This window comes from Pseudomonas sp. NFACC51 (genome assembly GCF_900103575.1).
In the GTDB taxonomy this organism is placed as follows: Bacteria; Pseudomonadota; Gammaproteobacteria; order Pseudomonadales; family Pseudomonadaceae; genus Aquipseudomonas; species Aquipseudomonas fluorescens_Q.
This window is the reverse complement of sequence record NZ_FMXH01000001.1, coordinates 716,625-733,427: the sequence shown is the minus strand read 5'-3', so window position 1 is coordinate 733,427 and position 16,803 is coordinate 716,625. Positions and strand designations below refer to the sequence as shown.

At 58.3% G+C, this 16,803-nt stretch carries 13 protein-coding genes; 7 read left to right on the top strand and 6 right to left on the bottom strand.

Annotated elements, in window-relative coordinates:
* Together BLT00_RS03115 and BLT00_RS03110 are read left to right on the top strand one after the other, a co-directional pair.
* Positions 1–1,667: DUF5801 repeats-in-toxin domain-containing protein (locus BLT00_RS03115; RefSeq protein ID WP_256572744.1), on the top strand; the 1,667-nt coding region annotated here is incomplete at its 5' end.
* Positions 1,668–2,131: 464 nt separating this feature from the next.
* Positions 2,132–2,491, top strand: coding sequence for a DUF6124 family protein (locus BLT00_RS03110; RefSeq protein ID WP_063321612.1), 360 nt, complete (start codon positions 2,132–2,134; stop codon positions 2,489–2,491).
* 84 nt (positions 2,492–2,575) lie between these two features.
* On the opposite strand, the gene BLT00_RS03105 is transcribed toward BLT00_RS03110, so the two are convergent.
* The 6 genes from BLT00_RS03105 to BLT00_RS03080 form a co-directional block, all read right to left on the bottom strand.
* Positions 2,576–3,262 carry a response regulator transcription factor gene (locus BLT00_RS03105; RefSeq protein WP_086936599.1) on the bottom strand — a complete coding sequence of 229 codons (687 nt, stop codon included), beginning with the start codon at positions 3,260–3,262 and terminating at the stop codon, positions 2,576–2,578.
* Positions 3,263–3,740: 478 nt separating this feature from the next.
* A complete protein-coding gene (locus BLT00_RS03100) occupies positions 3,741–5,114 on the bottom strand; it encodes a TolC family outer membrane protein (protein ID WP_092141894.1) in 1,374 nt (457 codons plus the stop codon).
* Positions 5,115–5,116: 2 nt separating this feature from the next.
* Positions 5,117–6,442 (bottom strand): HlyD family type I secretion periplasmic adaptor subunit, encoded by a 1,326-nt coding sequence (locus BLT00_RS03095; protein ID WP_175456198.1) that lies wholly within the window; start codon positions 6,440–6,442, stop codon positions 5,117–5,119.
* Positions 6,411–8,195, bottom strand: coding sequence for a type I secretion system permease/ATPase (locus BLT00_RS03090; RefSeq protein ID WP_092141897.1), 1,785 nt, complete (start codon positions 8,193–8,195; stop codon positions 6,411–6,413). Before BLT00_RS03090 ends, BLT00_RS03095 begins: the two co-directional genes overlap by 32 nt.
* A 117-nt stretch (positions 8,196–8,312) precedes the next feature.
* Positions 8,313–9,224 (bottom strand): bifunctional helix-turn-helix transcriptional regulator/GNAT family N-acetyltransferase, encoded by a 912-nt coding sequence (locus BLT00_RS03085; RefSeq protein WP_092141900.1) that lies wholly within the window; start codon positions 9,222–9,224, stop codon positions 8,313–8,315.
* Between the two features lie 212 nt (positions 9,225–9,436).
* Positions 9,437–10,033: a TetR/AcrR family transcriptional regulator gene (locus BLT00_RS03080; protein WP_063321617.1), complete on the bottom strand. Its 597-nt coding sequence runs from the start codon at positions 10,031–10,033 to the stop codon at positions 9,437–9,439.
* Between the two features lie 511 nt (positions 10,034–10,544).
* On the opposite strand from BLT00_RS03080, the gene BLT00_RS03075 reads away from it, so the two are divergent.
* From BLT00_RS03075 to BLT00_RS03055, 5 genes are all read left to right on the top strand, one after another.
* Positions 10,545–11,558, top strand: coding sequence for an SDR family oxidoreductase (locus BLT00_RS03075; protein ID WP_072347767.1), 1,014 nt, complete (start codon positions 10,545–10,547; stop codon positions 11,556–11,558).
* 81 nt (positions 11,559–11,639) lie between these two features.
* Positions 11,640–13,160: a class I adenylate-forming enzyme family protein gene (locus BLT00_RS03070; protein ID WP_092141903.1), complete on the top strand. Its 1,521-nt coding sequence runs from the start codon at positions 11,640–11,642 to the stop codon at positions 13,158–13,160.
* Positions 13,150–13,761, top strand: a complete 612-nt coding sequence (locus BLT00_RS03065; RefSeq protein ID WP_092141906.1) for an HAD-IB family hydrolase — start codon at positions 13,150–13,152, stop codon at positions 13,759–13,761. Before BLT00_RS03070 ends, BLT00_RS03065 begins: the two co-directional genes overlap by 11 nt.
* Positions 13,762–13,764: 3 nt before the next feature.
* On the top strand, positions 13,765–15,528 hold the full coding sequence (locus BLT00_RS03060) for an FAD-dependent monooxygenase (RefSeq protein ID WP_092141909.1): 1,764 nt from the start codon (positions 13,765–13,767) through the stop codon (positions 15,526–15,528).
* A 118-nt stretch (positions 15,529–15,646) separates the two neighbouring features.
* Positions 15,647–16,738 (top strand): phosphopantetheine-binding protein, encoded by a 1,092-nt coding sequence (locus tag BLT00_RS03055; RefSeq protein ID WP_092141912.1) that lies wholly within the window; start codon positions 15,647–15,649, stop codon positions 16,736–16,738.
* Positions 16,739–16,803 lie beyond the last annotated feature (65 nt).

Genomic DNA, 16,803 nt, shown 5'->3' with positions numbered 1-16,803 from the left:
GCGCTTCCGGGCTGACCGACACGGCCACGGGTGAAGCGGTCAATCTGTCGCTCAACGGCACAACGGTAGAAGGCCGCACGGCCAGCACCAACCTGCTGGTATTCACGGTCAGCGTGGCCGCCAATGGCGATGTCACGCTCGACCAGATCCGGGCGCTGGTGCATCCCGACGCCACCAATCCCGATGACGCCAAGAGCCTGACCTCGGACAACCTGGTCACGCTGACCGCGACCAAAACCGACAAGGACGGTGACAGCGTCCAGGCGACGCTCAACATCGGCCAGAACCTAGTGTTCGAGGACGACGGCCCTTCGGTTGCGTTCGGCAACCTGATCGGCACCGGCAGCGTGCTTGCGCAATACGGATTCTGGGAGAAATCGGCCGGGGCCGACGGGCTGGGAGCCGCGGGCCTGGATATCTCGCTGGTCAATGGCCAGTTCACCCTGGTCAGGCCCGACGACACGACCACGACCGGGACCGGCACGCTCGTCGAGCAAGCACCCTCGCCGGACGTCGATGGCGCGTACCATTTCGCCGGGACGTTGACCGGTGACTTCGACAACAACGCCGCCACCGCCGATACCAGCGTCGACTACACGCTGACCGCCTATGCCAATGGCAGCTATGCATTGGACCTGGTGCAAGGCTTCAGCTCGACCATCGTACGTAGCAGTGCCGACGGTTCGCTCGATGCCGGTGGCCCGGATCCGGTGCGCACCTTGTTGATCCCTGAGACGAACAATCCGGCCATTCCTTCGGCATCCGAAGAAATCGTGTTCTTCTCCGCGAAGGCACTGGCCTCCACCACGGATATCCTGACCGGCATCGGGCTAGGAGCCCCCGACCCCACCGAGGCTGCCCTGCAAACCACGCCACTGCCGTCCTACATCGACCCGACGGCCATGAACGTCAGCACCTCCGGCATCGGCGTCGGCAACAACCTCCTGCAAGGGGACAACCTGGCGGCAATCGGCGCGGCCGATGAAAGCTTCGTCATCAACCCGGAGAGCCTGGTAACAGGCATGAAAATCTTCATCGACAACTCGGTGGCCGGCTACAACACCGCGACCGAGGATTTGTACTTCCGGATCTATTACGAAGACGGCACGTTTTCCAACCTCACCGAGGTCAACACCCTGACGCCCGAAGCAGGTGGCCAGGTGTCCTTCGAGATCGAGCGCGAGGGCACGGCGATGATCGATGCCGTCCAGCTCACAATGGGTCGTGGCGCGATCAAGATTCCGGTCATCCAGTTCATCCAGGAAACCGAGAACCTGGCCAGCGATGTGCAACTCTCGTTCAACGCAACGCTGACGGACAAGGACGGCGATACCGCGACCAGTGCGTTCGACGCCAACCTGTTCGCCAACAACGCAGCCGATGCACTCTTCGACTACACGCTGGTGGGCACGGGCGGCGAGCGTGATGCCTTCAACGTCGATCTGACATTCATCGAGAACCAGTACCAGGTCACGGGCTTTGATGTAAGCCAAAACCTGCGGGACACGCTGGTGCTCAATGGTGACCAGAGCGCCGTTGTCCAATCGATCGATAACGCCGGCGCGGACAGCATCGTGACGGTCGCCGAGTCTGGCGGGCAAATTACGACCATTACGTTGGTGGGCGTGGACCTGCAGAGCAGCGACGTTGTCTTTGGCAACGCCTGAAGCATCGCGTGCGTAAAAGATGCGAGGATGGCCTGGAAACCATCCTCGCATCACTTTTCATACCTTCCCTGATCACGACGAAACCAGCTCACCCCTTTGACGGCAGGCATCGAGTCTTACAGACAAATACCCAGTAACAAGGAGCGCCAGTCCTGAGGCTACGTCGTCTTGCGCCTTTGCCTACAACTAAGCCAGAATCCGCCCGCTTGTGCGCCTTGGGGCCAGACTCTATCGTTTCCTGGTCGCTGACGAATCAGCGGTCGGGTTTAGCGACCCGAACCATAGGCACATAAGCAACCATGCTTCATTGCGGGATCTAACCGCAATTACGTCATGGCGGCTGTATGTAGGAGACCTTCGGGTCTGCCGGGTGCCTATGTCCGGTTCGCTAACCTGCGTGCAGTCGCCACCATTCTGTTTAGCGACAGGTCTTGGCGGCTCCCATTCCCCATAGGAGCGTCATCATGTTCAAAGCCACACCCAATCCACCGGAATCAGACCCCACCTCTTCCTACTCAAGCCTCGATCCGGAAAAATTCCACGAAGCCACCGAGCGGGCACTCGATTATTACTTGAAGCCGGAACAGGCCAAACCCAAGAAAGGCCGGCCAACGCCTCAGCTCTTCACCGTTGTCGATGGCATCGACACTGAAAGCCTGCTCGCCAACCTCAGCGAAAACCTGGCCTCAGCCAACGCCATGATCAGCGACCTGGCATTCGATCTTGAGGGTTCTCGCCGGCATGTTGCGATGGGTATCCAGCAAGTGATTGAAGTGAGTGAGCTGCTGGCGAATCGGGCGCTGGATATCGCCGATCCACGTTAACAACTCGCCCCAAATCGAAAGGGTTGGCGGGCACTTGTAGACGCCTCGACTACAAGGCCGCCAACTCGCTCCCACACAGACCGGTCAATCCAACTCCACCCAAGTGGACTCCGGCGGCTCTTCACTGTTGGTAAGCCCATGCTTGAGCGCATACATCAACAGGTCGATGCGGTTGATAAGATCAAGCTTCTGATAGATGTTACTGAGGTGATTGTGCACCGTGTGCTCGCTGATACCCAGGCGCTCAGCGATGCTGATGTATTTGGCAGACGGGTCCCCCACGATGGCACGAATCAATTCCTTCTCACGCAGCGTCAACCGAGCCTGTTTCGCCTGCTCCAGATTGCATTGGGGGGTTGCATGGCCGATGGCGGCATAGCCGGAAAGCCCACCGGCCCAGGCCCTATCCATTCCGATATCGCGATGGTGCACCTTGACGATGGCCTGGATGATCGACTCCGTCGGGTCTTCGGCCAACACGATACCGCGTGCGCCCGCCTCTATCGCCTGGGCAACAGGAACGGCCTCATACAAGCCCTTGAGCACGAGCACTTTCATCTGCGCGCTGCGGGTCAGCCCGGCAACCACTTCCAGAGGGTTGAGTGCATCGGGAAAGAAACTGAAGAAAATCACGTTGGGCCGCAACTGATCGGCAAGGTCCAGTGCATGGGTATAGGTCGAAGCCTGACCGCTCACTTCCATCTGCGGCTTTCTGGCGTTGATCAAGTCATGAAGCCCCCGGAGGACAAGGGGACGACAATCGACCAACATCACGCGGATGGGTGCTCTATGATCCGGTCTCATATCGTTAACCCCCTCGCAAGACAAACCAGGATGTCCACTGGATGTTCTGGTGGGGGTAGCGTGCATTTCAAGAAGCCGGAAGAAACCATCGAGACAACCTGAATAGGAATAATTATCAACAACTTACACATGATAATGTGCCCCTTTCGAGCTCGTAGGCTGAGTCTAGGCCAGCCCAGCGCGCCACTGGCGGCCCATCAGCCAGCCGTCGGCCGAGGCTTGGCGCCGACCCGTCTGCCCAAACTTCCCGAAAGTGAAAAAACACTCGCTAAATCAGCTCGTTAAGCCAGGAGCGAGGAATTGGCAGCCTGTATGACGCCGAGAGACAATCGTCAATTAATCGACGAGCGGCACGCACTTACACATCTCAATAAACATGACGTCAATATACCGTCAAAAACCTGCTCCGAATCAGCCAACGGTGTGCTGCATGGGCCTATCCCGATCAACGAAAGTCCTGGCCAACGCTGCCGGAACTCAACCAGCCATTCACATTCTCTATACCCTCGGCCGGTGGTTTTCCCGCCCAGCGGTTCAGGATCAGCACGTTGCTGAGAAAGTCGTATTGGGTCTTTAGCAAGTCGCGCCGAGCGCGGAACTCATTGCGTACACTGGCCAGGACATCGACGGAATTGACCATCCCGTAGCTCAGCGCTTTCTCGGCAGCCACCCTCGATAACTGTGCCGATTCCAATGCCAGCCGGTTCGCACCGATTTTTTCGCCATTGGAATTGGCGGTCAGGTAGGCGTTGGTGATCTCCTTGACCACCCGGCGCCGGGTCGCCTCCAACTGTTGCTCGGCAACCACTTGATCCTCGTAGAGTCCACGGACCCGCGCCGAGGTCGAGCCACCGCTGTACAGCGGCACCTGGAGACCTATCCCGGCGACATAACTGTCGGTGCGGGGGGCCAGGGAGTTGTTGTAACCCTCATTGGTCTGTTGGGCACTCAGGTTCAGGCTCAGCGTCGGATAGTGCCCACCCTTGCCGCTGCGCAACGCTGCCCCCGCCGCCTCGACGCCGCTTTCGTTGGCCTTGAGCGCCGGGTTGAGTGCCATGCCATCGCGAACCCAGGTCTCCAGGCTGTTTGCCGAGACTTGCAACTGAAGGTCTTCACGAATCCGGTTGAGTCGCTCCTTGACCGGCCGGCCAACGATCTCCGCCAGTGCCTCGCGACTGAGGCTGACCTGGTTGCGAGCGTCCAGTTCCTGGGCCGTGAGCAGATCCACCCGGGCCTTGAGATCGAGTTGATCGGTGATCAATGCCAGTTGCTTTTCGTACAACGCATTGATCCGGTCCAGGCTCCTCTGGGTGGTTCGACGCTCTGCCCGCACCAACTGCAATTCATCCTCAGCCGCCAGCGCGGTGAAGTAACGCTGGGCCAGCTCCACCGAGGCTTCGGCCTGGATTTCCAGGGCCTGGGATTCGGACTGCCGAGCCAGGCTCTTGAACTTCTGATAGTTCTCCCACGCAGCTTTGTTGTAGAGGTACTGACGCAGCACCAGGCCGTAGCTTTCGCTATCGAAACTACGCTGCACCAGGTCGCTTTCCTGGTGAATCCGGTTCGACCCGGCGCTGAACGACAACTGCGGCAAGAGCGCGCCCATGGCCTCGCGCTGATGCTCCTGGCCCGCCTTCGCTTGCGCATAGGACGCCACGATCTGCGGATCCTCCAGCCGTGCCTCGCGATAAAGCTGCATGAGGTCGGTGGAAAACGTCGAGGCGTTGACCTCGGCGGGCGTTGCAGCCTCGGTTTGTGCCAGGACCGCACCCGCGGCGAGCATCAATACACTGCCTAGCAGAGCTGCCGCCGCAACCATGGTCATTCCTCGATCATCGATTGAGAAAGGGCATTGCGAGCCGGCTGCATCAGATACTGCAACAACGTGCGTTGCCCGGTGATAATCAAAACGTCCGCCGGCATGCCCGGCAATAATTTGCGCTCACCCAAGGTGCGCGCACCCGCCTCGGTTACCCGCACCCGAGCCAGGTAATAGGCCGTCCCCGTCTTTTCGTTGGTCATCCGGTCTGCCGACACGCTGCTGACCTCGCCTTCGATCACCGGCGTGGTGGCGCTATTGAATGCGCCGAAACGGATATCGGCACGCTTGCCGATGGCGATGCGATCGATATCCACCGGTGCCACCTGGGCCTCGATGACAAGGTCGGACACCGAGGGCACGATATCGAGCAGTGGCGTCGCCGGACGCACGATCCCGCCAATGGTGTGCACCGACATGTCGATCACCATGCCCGCCTCGGGCGCCCGGATGACGATACGAGAGAGCCGGTCTTCCAGCGCCGAGGTTTTCTCCTTCAGGTCGTAGATCCGGGTCTGGACCTCGGCCAGTTGCTTGACGACGTCAGCATTGAAATCCTTGTCGACCTGCAGGATCTGCAGTTGTGTTTCGTTGATCTGCAGGCGCGTCCGGTCAATGGTGGAGCGGTGATCGGCAACCTCTGAACGCAGCAGCCCCAACTTGCGCTCCTGTTCGAGCAGGCGCTGCTTGTCAACGAACCCCTGTTTGAGAAGGTCGGTCAACTCATCGATTTCACCGCTGTAGGATTTCTCCAGATGAACCTTGGAACCGACCATCGATTCCAGCCCCTTGATCTGCTGGCGGAACTGGCCAACGCGCTCGCGCAGCACCGCGATCTGGCCCAGTCGTGAACCTTGTCGAGCGCTGAATACCCGGGTCTCGCCCTGGCGCGCCTCCATGCCCCGCACACTGTCGGGATCGGCGATGTCACCAAAACCGATCATCGGTAAACTGTCGCGCTCGGCGATAAGCCTCGCCTCCATGGCCCTGGCCGCGATCAGTTGGCCGCGAGCCATCTCGTATTCGAAGCGCAACTGGGCGTCATCGAGAATGATCAGCGGATCGTCACGCTTGACGATGTCGCCATCGTGGGCAAGCAGCGCTTTGACGATGCCGCCTTCAAGGTGCTGGACGGTTTTTCGATAAGCCTGCACGGTGACCACGCCTGGCGCATACGCGGCGCCGTCGAGGGGCGCGATGGCCGCCCAGGTGCCGAACACGCCGAAGATCACGCCGATGATGACAACGCCCAGGCGACGAATCTTGTGATCGGATGTCGGCAGGTCAGCGAAGCTCTCAATTTGACGACTGGGCACCATGGGATTCATCGGAATCACCCTTGCCGGTATCGACCGAAGCCGTGCCGGTGCTTGCGGGCACGGCTGGCATCTGTGCCTGCTGTCGCTGCGCGTTAAGTTCGGCCAGGACATGCTCGCGTGGCCCGTAGAGACTGATAATCCCGGCGTTCATCACCATGAGCCGATCAAGCTGCGACACGATGTTGGTCCGATGGGTAATGACAAACAGCGTCGCGCCGGTCTGCCTGAGCTGCTGGATCGCTGCCGCCAGGGCGCGGTCACCGACGTCATCAAGATTGGAATTGGGCTCGTCGAGAACGATCAGCCGTGGGCTGCCATACAGTGCCCGGGCCAGTCCGATGCGCTGGCGCTGCCCTGCCGAAAGCATGAGGCCCTCGCTACCGATGACAGTGTCGTAACCATCGGGAAACTGCAGGATCATCTCGTGAACACCCGCGATCCTGGCCGCCTGGATCACCTTCACCGAATCGACTCCGGCGAAGCGAGCGATGTTTTCGCCGAGGGTGCCTTCGAACAATTCAATGTCCTGGGGCAAGTAACCGATATAGGGCCCAAGCTCATGCTTGTCCCAAGTGCTGATGTCGGCGCCATCGAGCCGAACCACCCCGTGCTGCGCCGCCCAGACACCCAGCAGCGCCCTGGCCAGGGTCGACTTCCCCGCCGCACTGGGACCGATGACGCCCACCATGCAGCCGGCAGGTGCGCTGAAACTGATGTTCTTGAGGATCGGCACCCTGGACCCGGGGGCCGCGACAATCAGGTTCTCGACCTGGACATGCCCCTGGGGCGCCGGCAAGGACATGCGCTCGGGTTGGGCCTGCTGTTTATCGAGGATGTCGTTCAAACGGCTGTATTGAGAACGAGCGGCGATAAATCCCTTCCAACTGCCGATGATCAGGTCGATGGGGGCCAGCGCCCGCCCCAGTAACACGGACCCGGCGAACACCAGGCCGGCCCCTACCTGATGGTCCACGGCCAGGTACGCCCCCAGCCCCAGCACCAGCGATTGCACAAGGATGCGAAAGGTACGCGACAGCGTGCTGATGATCGCCCCGCTGTCGCTCGCCGCCGATTGCAGCAACAGCACGTTGCGTTGGCGCCGTCCCCAACGATCCATCAGGGTCTCAAGCATGCCCATGGATTCGATCACTTCGGCGTTGCGCAGGCTCTTGGTGGTGTAGAGCGTCGCGCCAATGTGCTCCTTGTTGGCCTGGGCCAGTACCGGCCCCGTCAGTCGTTCGTTGACGAAGGCGAGCACGAGCAACAACAGCGCGCTGCCCGTCGCGACCCAGCCAAACCAGGGATGAAACAGGAACATCACCGCGATATAGATCGGCAACCAGGGCGCATCGAAAAACGCGAACAAGCCGTTACCCGAAAGGAACTGCCGCAAGCCGGTCAAGTCATTGAGCGACTGGGCCGAGGCATCCATGCCGCCACTTTCCAGGGCACGTTTGAAACTGGCCCTATAGACCTGGCGACTGAGCAGCACATCCAGCCGGGTGCTGACCCGAACCATGACACGCGAACGGATCCATTCCAGCGAACCGAGGGTCACCAGCAATGCGGTCATGATCAGCGTCAGCATGGTCAGGGTCGTAAGACTCCCGCTGGTGATCACTCGCCCATAGACCTGGAGCATGTAAAACGTGGGTACGAGCATCAGCGCATTAATGAAAAAGCTGAAAAACCCGACAGAGATGAAGCTGTCCCGGCAGGCCTTCAGTGCCTTTTTCAGGCTGTTTTCAGGTGCGCTTCGCATTGAAACCCCCTGCTCGGGTAACCCTCCTCTGGAGCTTAGATCATGCCTGACAACGGCGTGTAGCAATCGCCCAGATTGTTTGTGAGGGCATATCCAACACCGCCGATTGATACGACTTCAAATTGGCGAGACGGCTGGGCCCGGTCGTACAAAACACTGTTCCGTGACGGGTCGCCCCCATTGCTGTCCTTCTTGCTCCCGTTCCAACTTGAAACCGAAATCCTCGTACAGCTTGCGGGCAGCATCGAGCCCCTGGAACGTCCAGAGGCTCGTTGAACTGAAGCCCCACTCGTCACAGAACTTCATCGCTTCAGCCAACAGGCGTCTGCCGGCGCCCTTGCCTCGTGCCGAATCATCCAGGATGAAGCAACGCAGTACCGCACTGCCGTCCTCTCCTTCTCCGTCGATGGCAATCGAACCGACCACGCGTTCGCCATCCAGGGCCGACCAGACCTCATTGCGCGGGTTGTGCAAACGCCCCATCAGTTGCGCCATGTCCGATGCCACCAGGCTTTCGAACAACTGGCCGAAGTTCGAATGCCTGGAGTAATAGTCCGCATGCATTTGCACAATGCGGCCAATCACGCCTGGACGGTAGCCCCGGGCAATCTCCAACTGCACCGGCGCAGGCGGCTCCGTACCGAGTCGATGAGCGTGCAGCGCAGCGGCATAGCTGGCAACCCCCTCGCTCACGGTCTGACATTGCTCGCTGGATAAGTGAGACATGGCCGCGACAACCTGTTGGGTGGCGAAAGCATCGATGGCTCGAAGGGTCTTTTGCCCCTGCGCGGTGAGCCGCAGTCGCTTGGCTCGGGCATCCTGTTCATGGGCAATTTCTTCAATCTCACCGGCCTCGACGAGCTTGCGAACCATCCGGCTTACGCTGGATTTTTCCAAGCCAAGCAGCTCGACAAGCTCACCCGCCGTCAGGGATTGGCGATTGCCGAGTTCGACTATTGTGTGCACCGACGACGGCGGATAACCCGTCGCAGCCAGCGTGGCGTGCATGAACCCCAGCTCCCGCACCATGAGACGCGACGCCGAACGGATTTTTTCAATCAGGTCTGGTGGGCACTGGTTCACGGGGGGACCTCGGACGCAACGAGCCATTAGTTGTATTGCACAACTAAAGACCCATCCATGCGTTCAGTCAAACCTTGCGGTGCATCCCGGATAACTTCAAGACCTTCCAGGCCCATGGCATTGCCGATTGCTGGGCCAATAACGATAACGCCAGGGACTTATAGAGGCTCTGCGGTCTGGATGAGCGAGTTCAGCACCAGCTTGATTTCAACAGCTGGGTCTTTATGCCCTTGCAATATCAGACCTTCCGCCAGGGCGGTGAAGGTCTTGGCAAGCGCGGCGTAGGCCAGCGGCGGCTTCTTGCCAGCATGATTGAATATGATGGTAATCAACTTGCCCAAGGCCTCGCTGTTTTCCTCATGCAAGTCGTAGTAATGCGGCGAGAATTCTTCATCGCGCAAGGCGATCAATTGCAACTCGGCATCGAGGATCGCACAGCGGGTATTGTTCTTCAGCGTATCGATATAGGCATTCAAGCCGTGGCTCAACTGTTCCGCCGAATATCCCGATGCCAGGGTCGTACTCAGTCGCTCGATCTCAACTCGCTTGAAGCGTTGAGTCAATTGCAGCAGCAAGTCCGATTTACTTGAGAAATTTGAGAAAAAGGCGCCTTTGGAAAAGCCCGCCTCTTCGGCGATAACGTTGACGCTGGCGGCATGAAAGCCCTTGCGGATCATCAGCTCAGTGGCTGTGTCGAACAATTTGTCTCTTGTTACTTGCTGGCTCTCTTCTCGACCTAGTCTCTTTTTAATCACGCCCTCGGCTCCTTTGGCCAAACAAGATAGCTATGTGTGACTGAATGCAACGAATCGATTACTCACTGTACGGAACCCGTTTTCGCCATCATATCTTATACGCGCCTTGTTCAATCATTTACATTTTAACTTTCAAAAAATGCCATGTATGTGCCATGTAGTTGGAACAGCCGCAAAGGCCCCCTAGATGGGGCTACCGGCCCCAGTTTTTGCCGGATAGGCGTGACTCACAGTCTTCGTTTCGCGCCCCTCGATGAGCCCTTGCCGTCCCTTTGAGCGGCTCAAAGCGGATATTTTCCTGCCCTCGAGCATGCACCGGAACCTGAAAAAACCTGCACGAAGCCCGATGCAGAGCCATCAGCTCGTCAATCCGACGAAATACCACTTGATTTTCAGATACCGAATGGTTTTTACTTGCGCCGTTGGTGGAGCCCAACGCCTGATCAGCGCATCGAGTCAGTGACACCGCTCTCGATGCAATGCCAGGTCACCTCACAGGAGCGGGATTTTAATGGAATATGCCTTCGTTACAGGCGCTACTGGCCTGCTCGGGAATAATGTCGTTCGTGCGCTGTTAAAGCGGAACATCAAAGTAAAAGCGTTGGTTCGTTCCGTAGAGAAAGCCAGGAAACAGTTCGGCAGCCTGCCTGTGGAGTTCGTCGAAGGCGACATGCTTAATGTCGAGGCCTTCGCCCATGCCCTGCAAGGCTGTGACGCCCTGTTTCATACGGCGGCCTATTTCCGCGACAGTTACAAAGGCGGGAAACATTGGCAAAAACTGTATGACACCAATGTGACCGGCACCGAGCGCTTGTTGCAAGCCGCTTATGACGCCGGTATCCGTCGTGCGGTCCACACCTCCTCCATTGCCGTATTGAAGGGCAATCGGGATCAAGTGATCGATGAAACCATGTCTCGCAGTGAATTGGAGGCTGACGATTATTACTTGAGCAAAATATTGTCCGAACAGAAGGTCCAGCAATTCCTGGCGCAGCACCCGGACATGTTTATCGCCATGGTCCTGCCAGGGTGGATGTTCGGCCCCGGCGATATCGGCCCTACTTCCTCAGGACAGTTCCTGCTCGACTTTGTCGGACAGAAATTGCCCGGTGTACTCCCCGGAAGCTTTTCCGTTGTCGATGCCCGGGATGTGGCCGAGCATCAAATCGCGGCCATCACCCGTGGCAGGTCCGGAGAGCGCTACCTGGCCGCCGGCAATCACATGGACATGAAGAGCATTTTCCAAGCGCTGTCCAGCGTCAGTGGCATAAAAGCCCCAGAGCGAAAAGTGCCTCTGTTCATGCTGCGAATCATCGCGCTTATCTATGAAGGTTACTACCGGATCACAAAAAAGCCGGTGCTCATCAGTACCTCCACGGTCAAGCTCATGGAGCAAGAACAAGGCCGCACTCATTTCAGCCATAACAAAAGCTCAAGAGAATTGGAGTGCAAGTTCCGCCCTGTTGCTGAAACCCTGACCGATACCCTGGATTGGTATCGGAATAACAACTACACAGATGCTTAATTGAAACAATTCATATATAGCCTGCCTCTGTAGTACTTTTTTTGACTAGCCATATATCCAAGGATTGAGAGAGGTTGGTAAATGAAAAGCCTTTCATATAAAGAAGGTTTTCTGCATCGCTTTGTCGGTTTTTCGGAATCGTTTCCCGAGCAAGTTGCTATTCGGCATCTGGACACGGAAGAAGATACCGTTACTTACCGCGAGTTGCACATCAAGGCTGAACAATGCAATGGCGCTCTTACAGCGCTTGGTGTATTGCCTGGCGACAAAGTAGCGCTGGTGCTGCCCAATGGGGTGGCATTCATCGCTTACTACTTGGCGATCATCGGGCGAGGCGCCATTCCGGTCATCCTCAACTACAAGTTGACCCCTTTCGAAATGGCCAGTGTCGTCAGCCTCGCCAGGCCGACGCTCGTGGTCACGACCGAAACGCTATGGGTGCAACACAGTGAGGTGTTCCAGGCTGACAACGGTGTCAGGCACTCCCTGGTGCTGGACGGAGGGAGCGAACCGTCATCGTCCCTGCCCGCCAACGCAACGGCCACCTCTCAACTGCCTTGCCAGGTCGAACCCTTGTTGCTGCCCGAGGGTAATCCGGTCGTCTCGGTCCAATTCACCTATCGGGGCATCGGCAGGCCCCTGGCTGTTTCTCACCGTTATCTCGACCTGACGCAATCGAGCGACGGGCTGCATGAGCACTTTCATCTGCAAGGCGTCGGCTCCGTTCATCTGGTGACGTTGCCACTGTATGCCATCTTCGGCCTGTCCGTGATGATGGTGTTTCCCTTGAGCGTGGGCGCCACCCTGCTGATGACCAACACCCTGCTCAACCGAGACCTCGCTGAAGTCCTGTCCGAGCATCACGTCACCTTTGCCTGCCTGGTGCCCGATGTCATTCGCTACTTCAATACGCGCCTGGCCAAACGCAAAGGTGCGCTCCTGCCGTTGCACCCGCAGTTGATGATTTACTCGGGGGGCAGCCACCTGCCGGCCGATGAAGCCGAGAAGCTGGGGAAGTTGCTGGGGTGCAATCCGGTGCTGCAGGGCTATGGCTTGACCGAAAGCATGCCCGTAATCGTCCAGAGCTCGATTGGTACGGTCCACCGTGGCGCCATGGGCCAGCCGATCAGCGGCGTGGAACTGCGCATCGTCGATGCCCAGGGCCGGGACGTAGCGCCTGGGCGTATCGGCGAATTGCTGATACGTGGCGCGATGGTGATCGACGGCTATAACGATGCCGAGGACACCAATGCGCGGTTCTTCCGCGATGGCTGGTTCCACAGCGGTGACCTGGTCTGGCAGGACGACGATGGCCATGTGTTTTTCTATTGCCAGCGCCTGCGAATCTCGAAGATCAAGGCGCAGATGGTCGATCTGGTGGAAATCGAATCCGTCGCCCTCAAGCACCCCGACGTGGTGCGCGCCAAGGCCTATATCGTCCCGGACCACAAGGAAGTCAACGTGCTGCACCTGAGCGTCGAAGGGACCGGCGAGCTGACCCAGAACGCACTGTCCACCCTGCTTTCGCGCTACCTATCGGGCTTCAAGCTGCCCAAGACCATCGAGATTACTTCTCTCAAGGAAGAGGCCCATGCTCGCTAACAGCACACAACCGGTCCTGGCCGTTTTCGACTTCGACGGCACATTGACCGACCGGCACACGTTCTGGCGCTACATGCGCTTTATCGTGGGCACCCGCTCGTTCTGGCTGCGGATCATTCCCCTGCTGCCCAAGATGCTCAGCGTGATCGTCGGCATCACCCCACTGATGCAAGCACGGCTGGCGTTCATCGCCTGCTACCTGGGCGGCCTGTCAGTGGAGCAAGAGCGCGAACATGCCAAGTACTTCATCAGCGAGCTGCTGCCGCTCTGGCTCAGGCCCGAGGCGTTGCGGCGGCTGCAATGGCATCAGTCCATGGGGCACGTCACCGCGCTGGTGAGCAATTCGCCGGAAAACTACCTGATCCCCTGGGGCCAGGCCGCAGGTTTTGACTATGTGTGCGGCACCCGCCTGGCAACGGCAAAGAACAAGCTGACCGGCGGGATATCCGGTACCAACTGTGTAGAGCGAGAGAAAGTCACGCGGCTCAAGGGCTGCTTGAGCAACCTTGATGATTTTTACATTTATGCCTACGGCGACTCATCGGGCGACGACGCCCTGCTCGGCATTGCCAACTCTCCCTTCTACAGAAACTGGTACTGATCGATGAACACTCTGAGCACGTTGGCCCCCAATCATTTCAAGCGCCCTGGCAGCGCCCCGACCGTCATGATCGTCGGAGCCGGTCCTGTTGGCCTGTCCCTGGCAATCCTGTTGAAGAAATGGGGCGTGTCGTTCCGCATCATTGAAAGGAACGCCGGCCCCTCGACGGCGACCAAGGCGATGGCTATCCATTCCCGGACCCTGGAAATCTTTCGAGACCTGGGCGTTGCCGAGCAAGCCATCAACGACGGCTTCACGATCAACCAGTTTTCGGTGCAGTCGAACGCCAAGCGGGTGCTGAACTACAACTTCTCCTACCTGGACGCGCCCTATCCCCTGCTCCTGAGCCTGCCACAGCCGCAAACGGAGAAAATTCTCCTGGAGCGGCTCAGGGAGCTGGGCGCCGAGGTGGAATGGAACACCGAACTGGTGGACATCGAAAACCAGCCGGGTTCGGTGCGCATGACGCTCAAGCATGCCGACGGCACCGACGAACACTTCACCAGTCGTTGGGTGGCCGCGTGCGACGGTGCTCGCAGCAACATCAGAAAACGCCTGGACATGACGTTCGAAGGCTCGTCCTACGACCGCTTCTTCATGCTCGCCGATGCCGATATCGAGTGGTCCGGAAGCAAGGATGAGGGCGCATTCTTCCTGGGTGCGCAGGACGGTTACGTGGCCGTTGCACCGATCAGCGCTCAATCGCGTTATCGGCTGTTCATCGAAATGCCCTACAACCTGCCACCAGAAGGCGAGCGCCCGTCCTTGAGCCTGGAGAACTTCCAGCGCTTGTGCGAAGGGCGCGGGCAAAAGATGACGCTGTCCAACATTTCATCGACCACCATCGCCTCTTTCCAGCATCGCCGCGTGCAATCGATGCAACAAGGCTCCGTATTTCTGCTGGGGGATTCGGCGCATATCGGCAGCCCCATCGGTGGGCAGTGGATGAACCTGGGGGTTTCCGAGGCCTATAACCTGGCCTGGAAAATGGCTTATGTCGATCAGGGCCTGGCGAATCCGTCCTTGCTCGACAGCTACAACGAAGAGCGCTACCCGGTTGCCCTGGAAGTCGAGAACACCGCACACCGGCTGACGGGGCTGATTACGGTCCGGCGTCGCGCCCTGGTGTGGCTGCGCGACAACGTCCTGCCGCTGTTGAGCAACCGCAAAAAGGTCCAGCGCAAACTGCCGTCGATGATTTCCGGTCATCAATATCACTATGAGAAAAGTGACTACATTCAAGAATCGCTGACGAAGAAGCAGCGCAAGAACTGGAGCAAGAAAGGGAAAAAACCCGAGTTCCAGAGCGCAGCGCCTCGCGCCGGGCAACTGGCGCCCGATGTCGAACTGTGGCAACTGCAAGGGATGCCGACAAAACGCTTGATCGACTTGTTCCACGGGACATTCACGCTGTTGATTTTCAGCGCGGCCGATCAGTTTTCGCCGTTGTTGCCAGGCTACTACACGCTGGCCAAGTCGGTGGAACAGGACTACCCAGGCATCAAGGCCTACTGCGTGATCGACGCCCTGAGCAGCGCCGGCCTGCCGGCTTGGCATTCGACGTTGCTGGACCCCGATTGGCGACTGCATAAGCGCTATCACGCCAAGGAAGGCACGATGATGCTGATTCGTCCTGACGGCTATATCGCTTTCCTCGGCGCCGATGCAATAACGCTGATGACGTATCTGAACGTAAGGTCCGGGTTGCTCAAGGGCGCCAGGAAAACAATAACTTGCGAGACCGACGCAGTGGAACTCCAACTTTAAGTCGCTCCATGGCTACTGCCAGTTTGATGATTTGATATAAACAAGGCCCTGCCCTGGGCCATGATTTTTGATCTTTCTTACTTATAGAAATATCGACCGACTTGGTTAGGAGAACTTTATGCGCTTGCAACTTAACGATGTTGTGCAGGAATTCATCGTATCCAATGGGAGAATAGCCCATAGCTATTTCTCTCTTTCCGAAAAGATTATTGATTCACTGTGCGAATCCAATGTCGCCAAAGAAGCAATATTGCTGCGACTGCTGGAACAGGCTGAAACAGTCACTGCGCATTATTTCAATGCTCATCAACAAGTCCTTGAAGGCGTTTATGCCAATGGGACCGAAGCAGCTGTCAACCAGAGTGTTCCCGTGCTGGAGCCGGTGCACTTGAACCCGACCATACTGGCGCCGGCGCCTGTCGTCGAAGCCGTCGAAGAGACAGATGCACTTAGCTACGGGCAATGGTTGCGTGCCGAAATCAGCACCGTCACCGGCTTCCAGCCGCAACAGATCGACTTCGATCAGAGCTTCGAGAGCCTGGGGATCGACTCGCTGGGGCTGGTCGATATTTTCGAATCCCTGGCCCAGCACTTCCCGGAAAAGAAAGACCTCACCTCGCAGCTCTTCGATGCCCCTACCCCGACCGCTTTGCTGGCACGGCTTGAAGCCGATCCGCAGGCACCAACGGTGGATGTCCAAGCATGGGTGCTCGACCAACTCGCGGCCATCACCGGCTTTACGGTTGAGCAGATCGACCCGTCACAAAGCTATGAAAGCCTGGGCCTTGATTCGCTGGTGCAGTTGGACTTCCTGGAGTCGGGAGTCGCCATGTGGCCACAACTCAAGGCGCACAGTTCCGAGCTGGCCAACGCCAAGCTCCCGCAGGCAACCATTGCCCTGATTCAAGCCGCCCTGGCCGATCCAACACCGCAGGCAGCACCTGGCGTCGAGCCTTCACCTGCCACGACGGACACTCAGGGGCAGGAAGAAAACCTGCTGCTCAACGCCCTGTCTCCGTTGATCCCGGACGCAGCGCAGTCGATCGACATCCAGACGCCGTTCGCACAACTGGGCCTCAACGGCTTTGCCCGCGAGGCGCTCTGCCAATCCATGGCGCAACAGTGCTCTGCCAGCGAGTTTGCCGGTGAAGCGCTGATGTCCCGTCGCACTCCTCAAGATGCCTTGTCGCTGCTGGCCAGGTTGAGCTGAGCCCAGCAGCAACAGGAATGGAATCCGGGTGATCGAACAGGTCACCCAGCATTTTGGCGATCAGG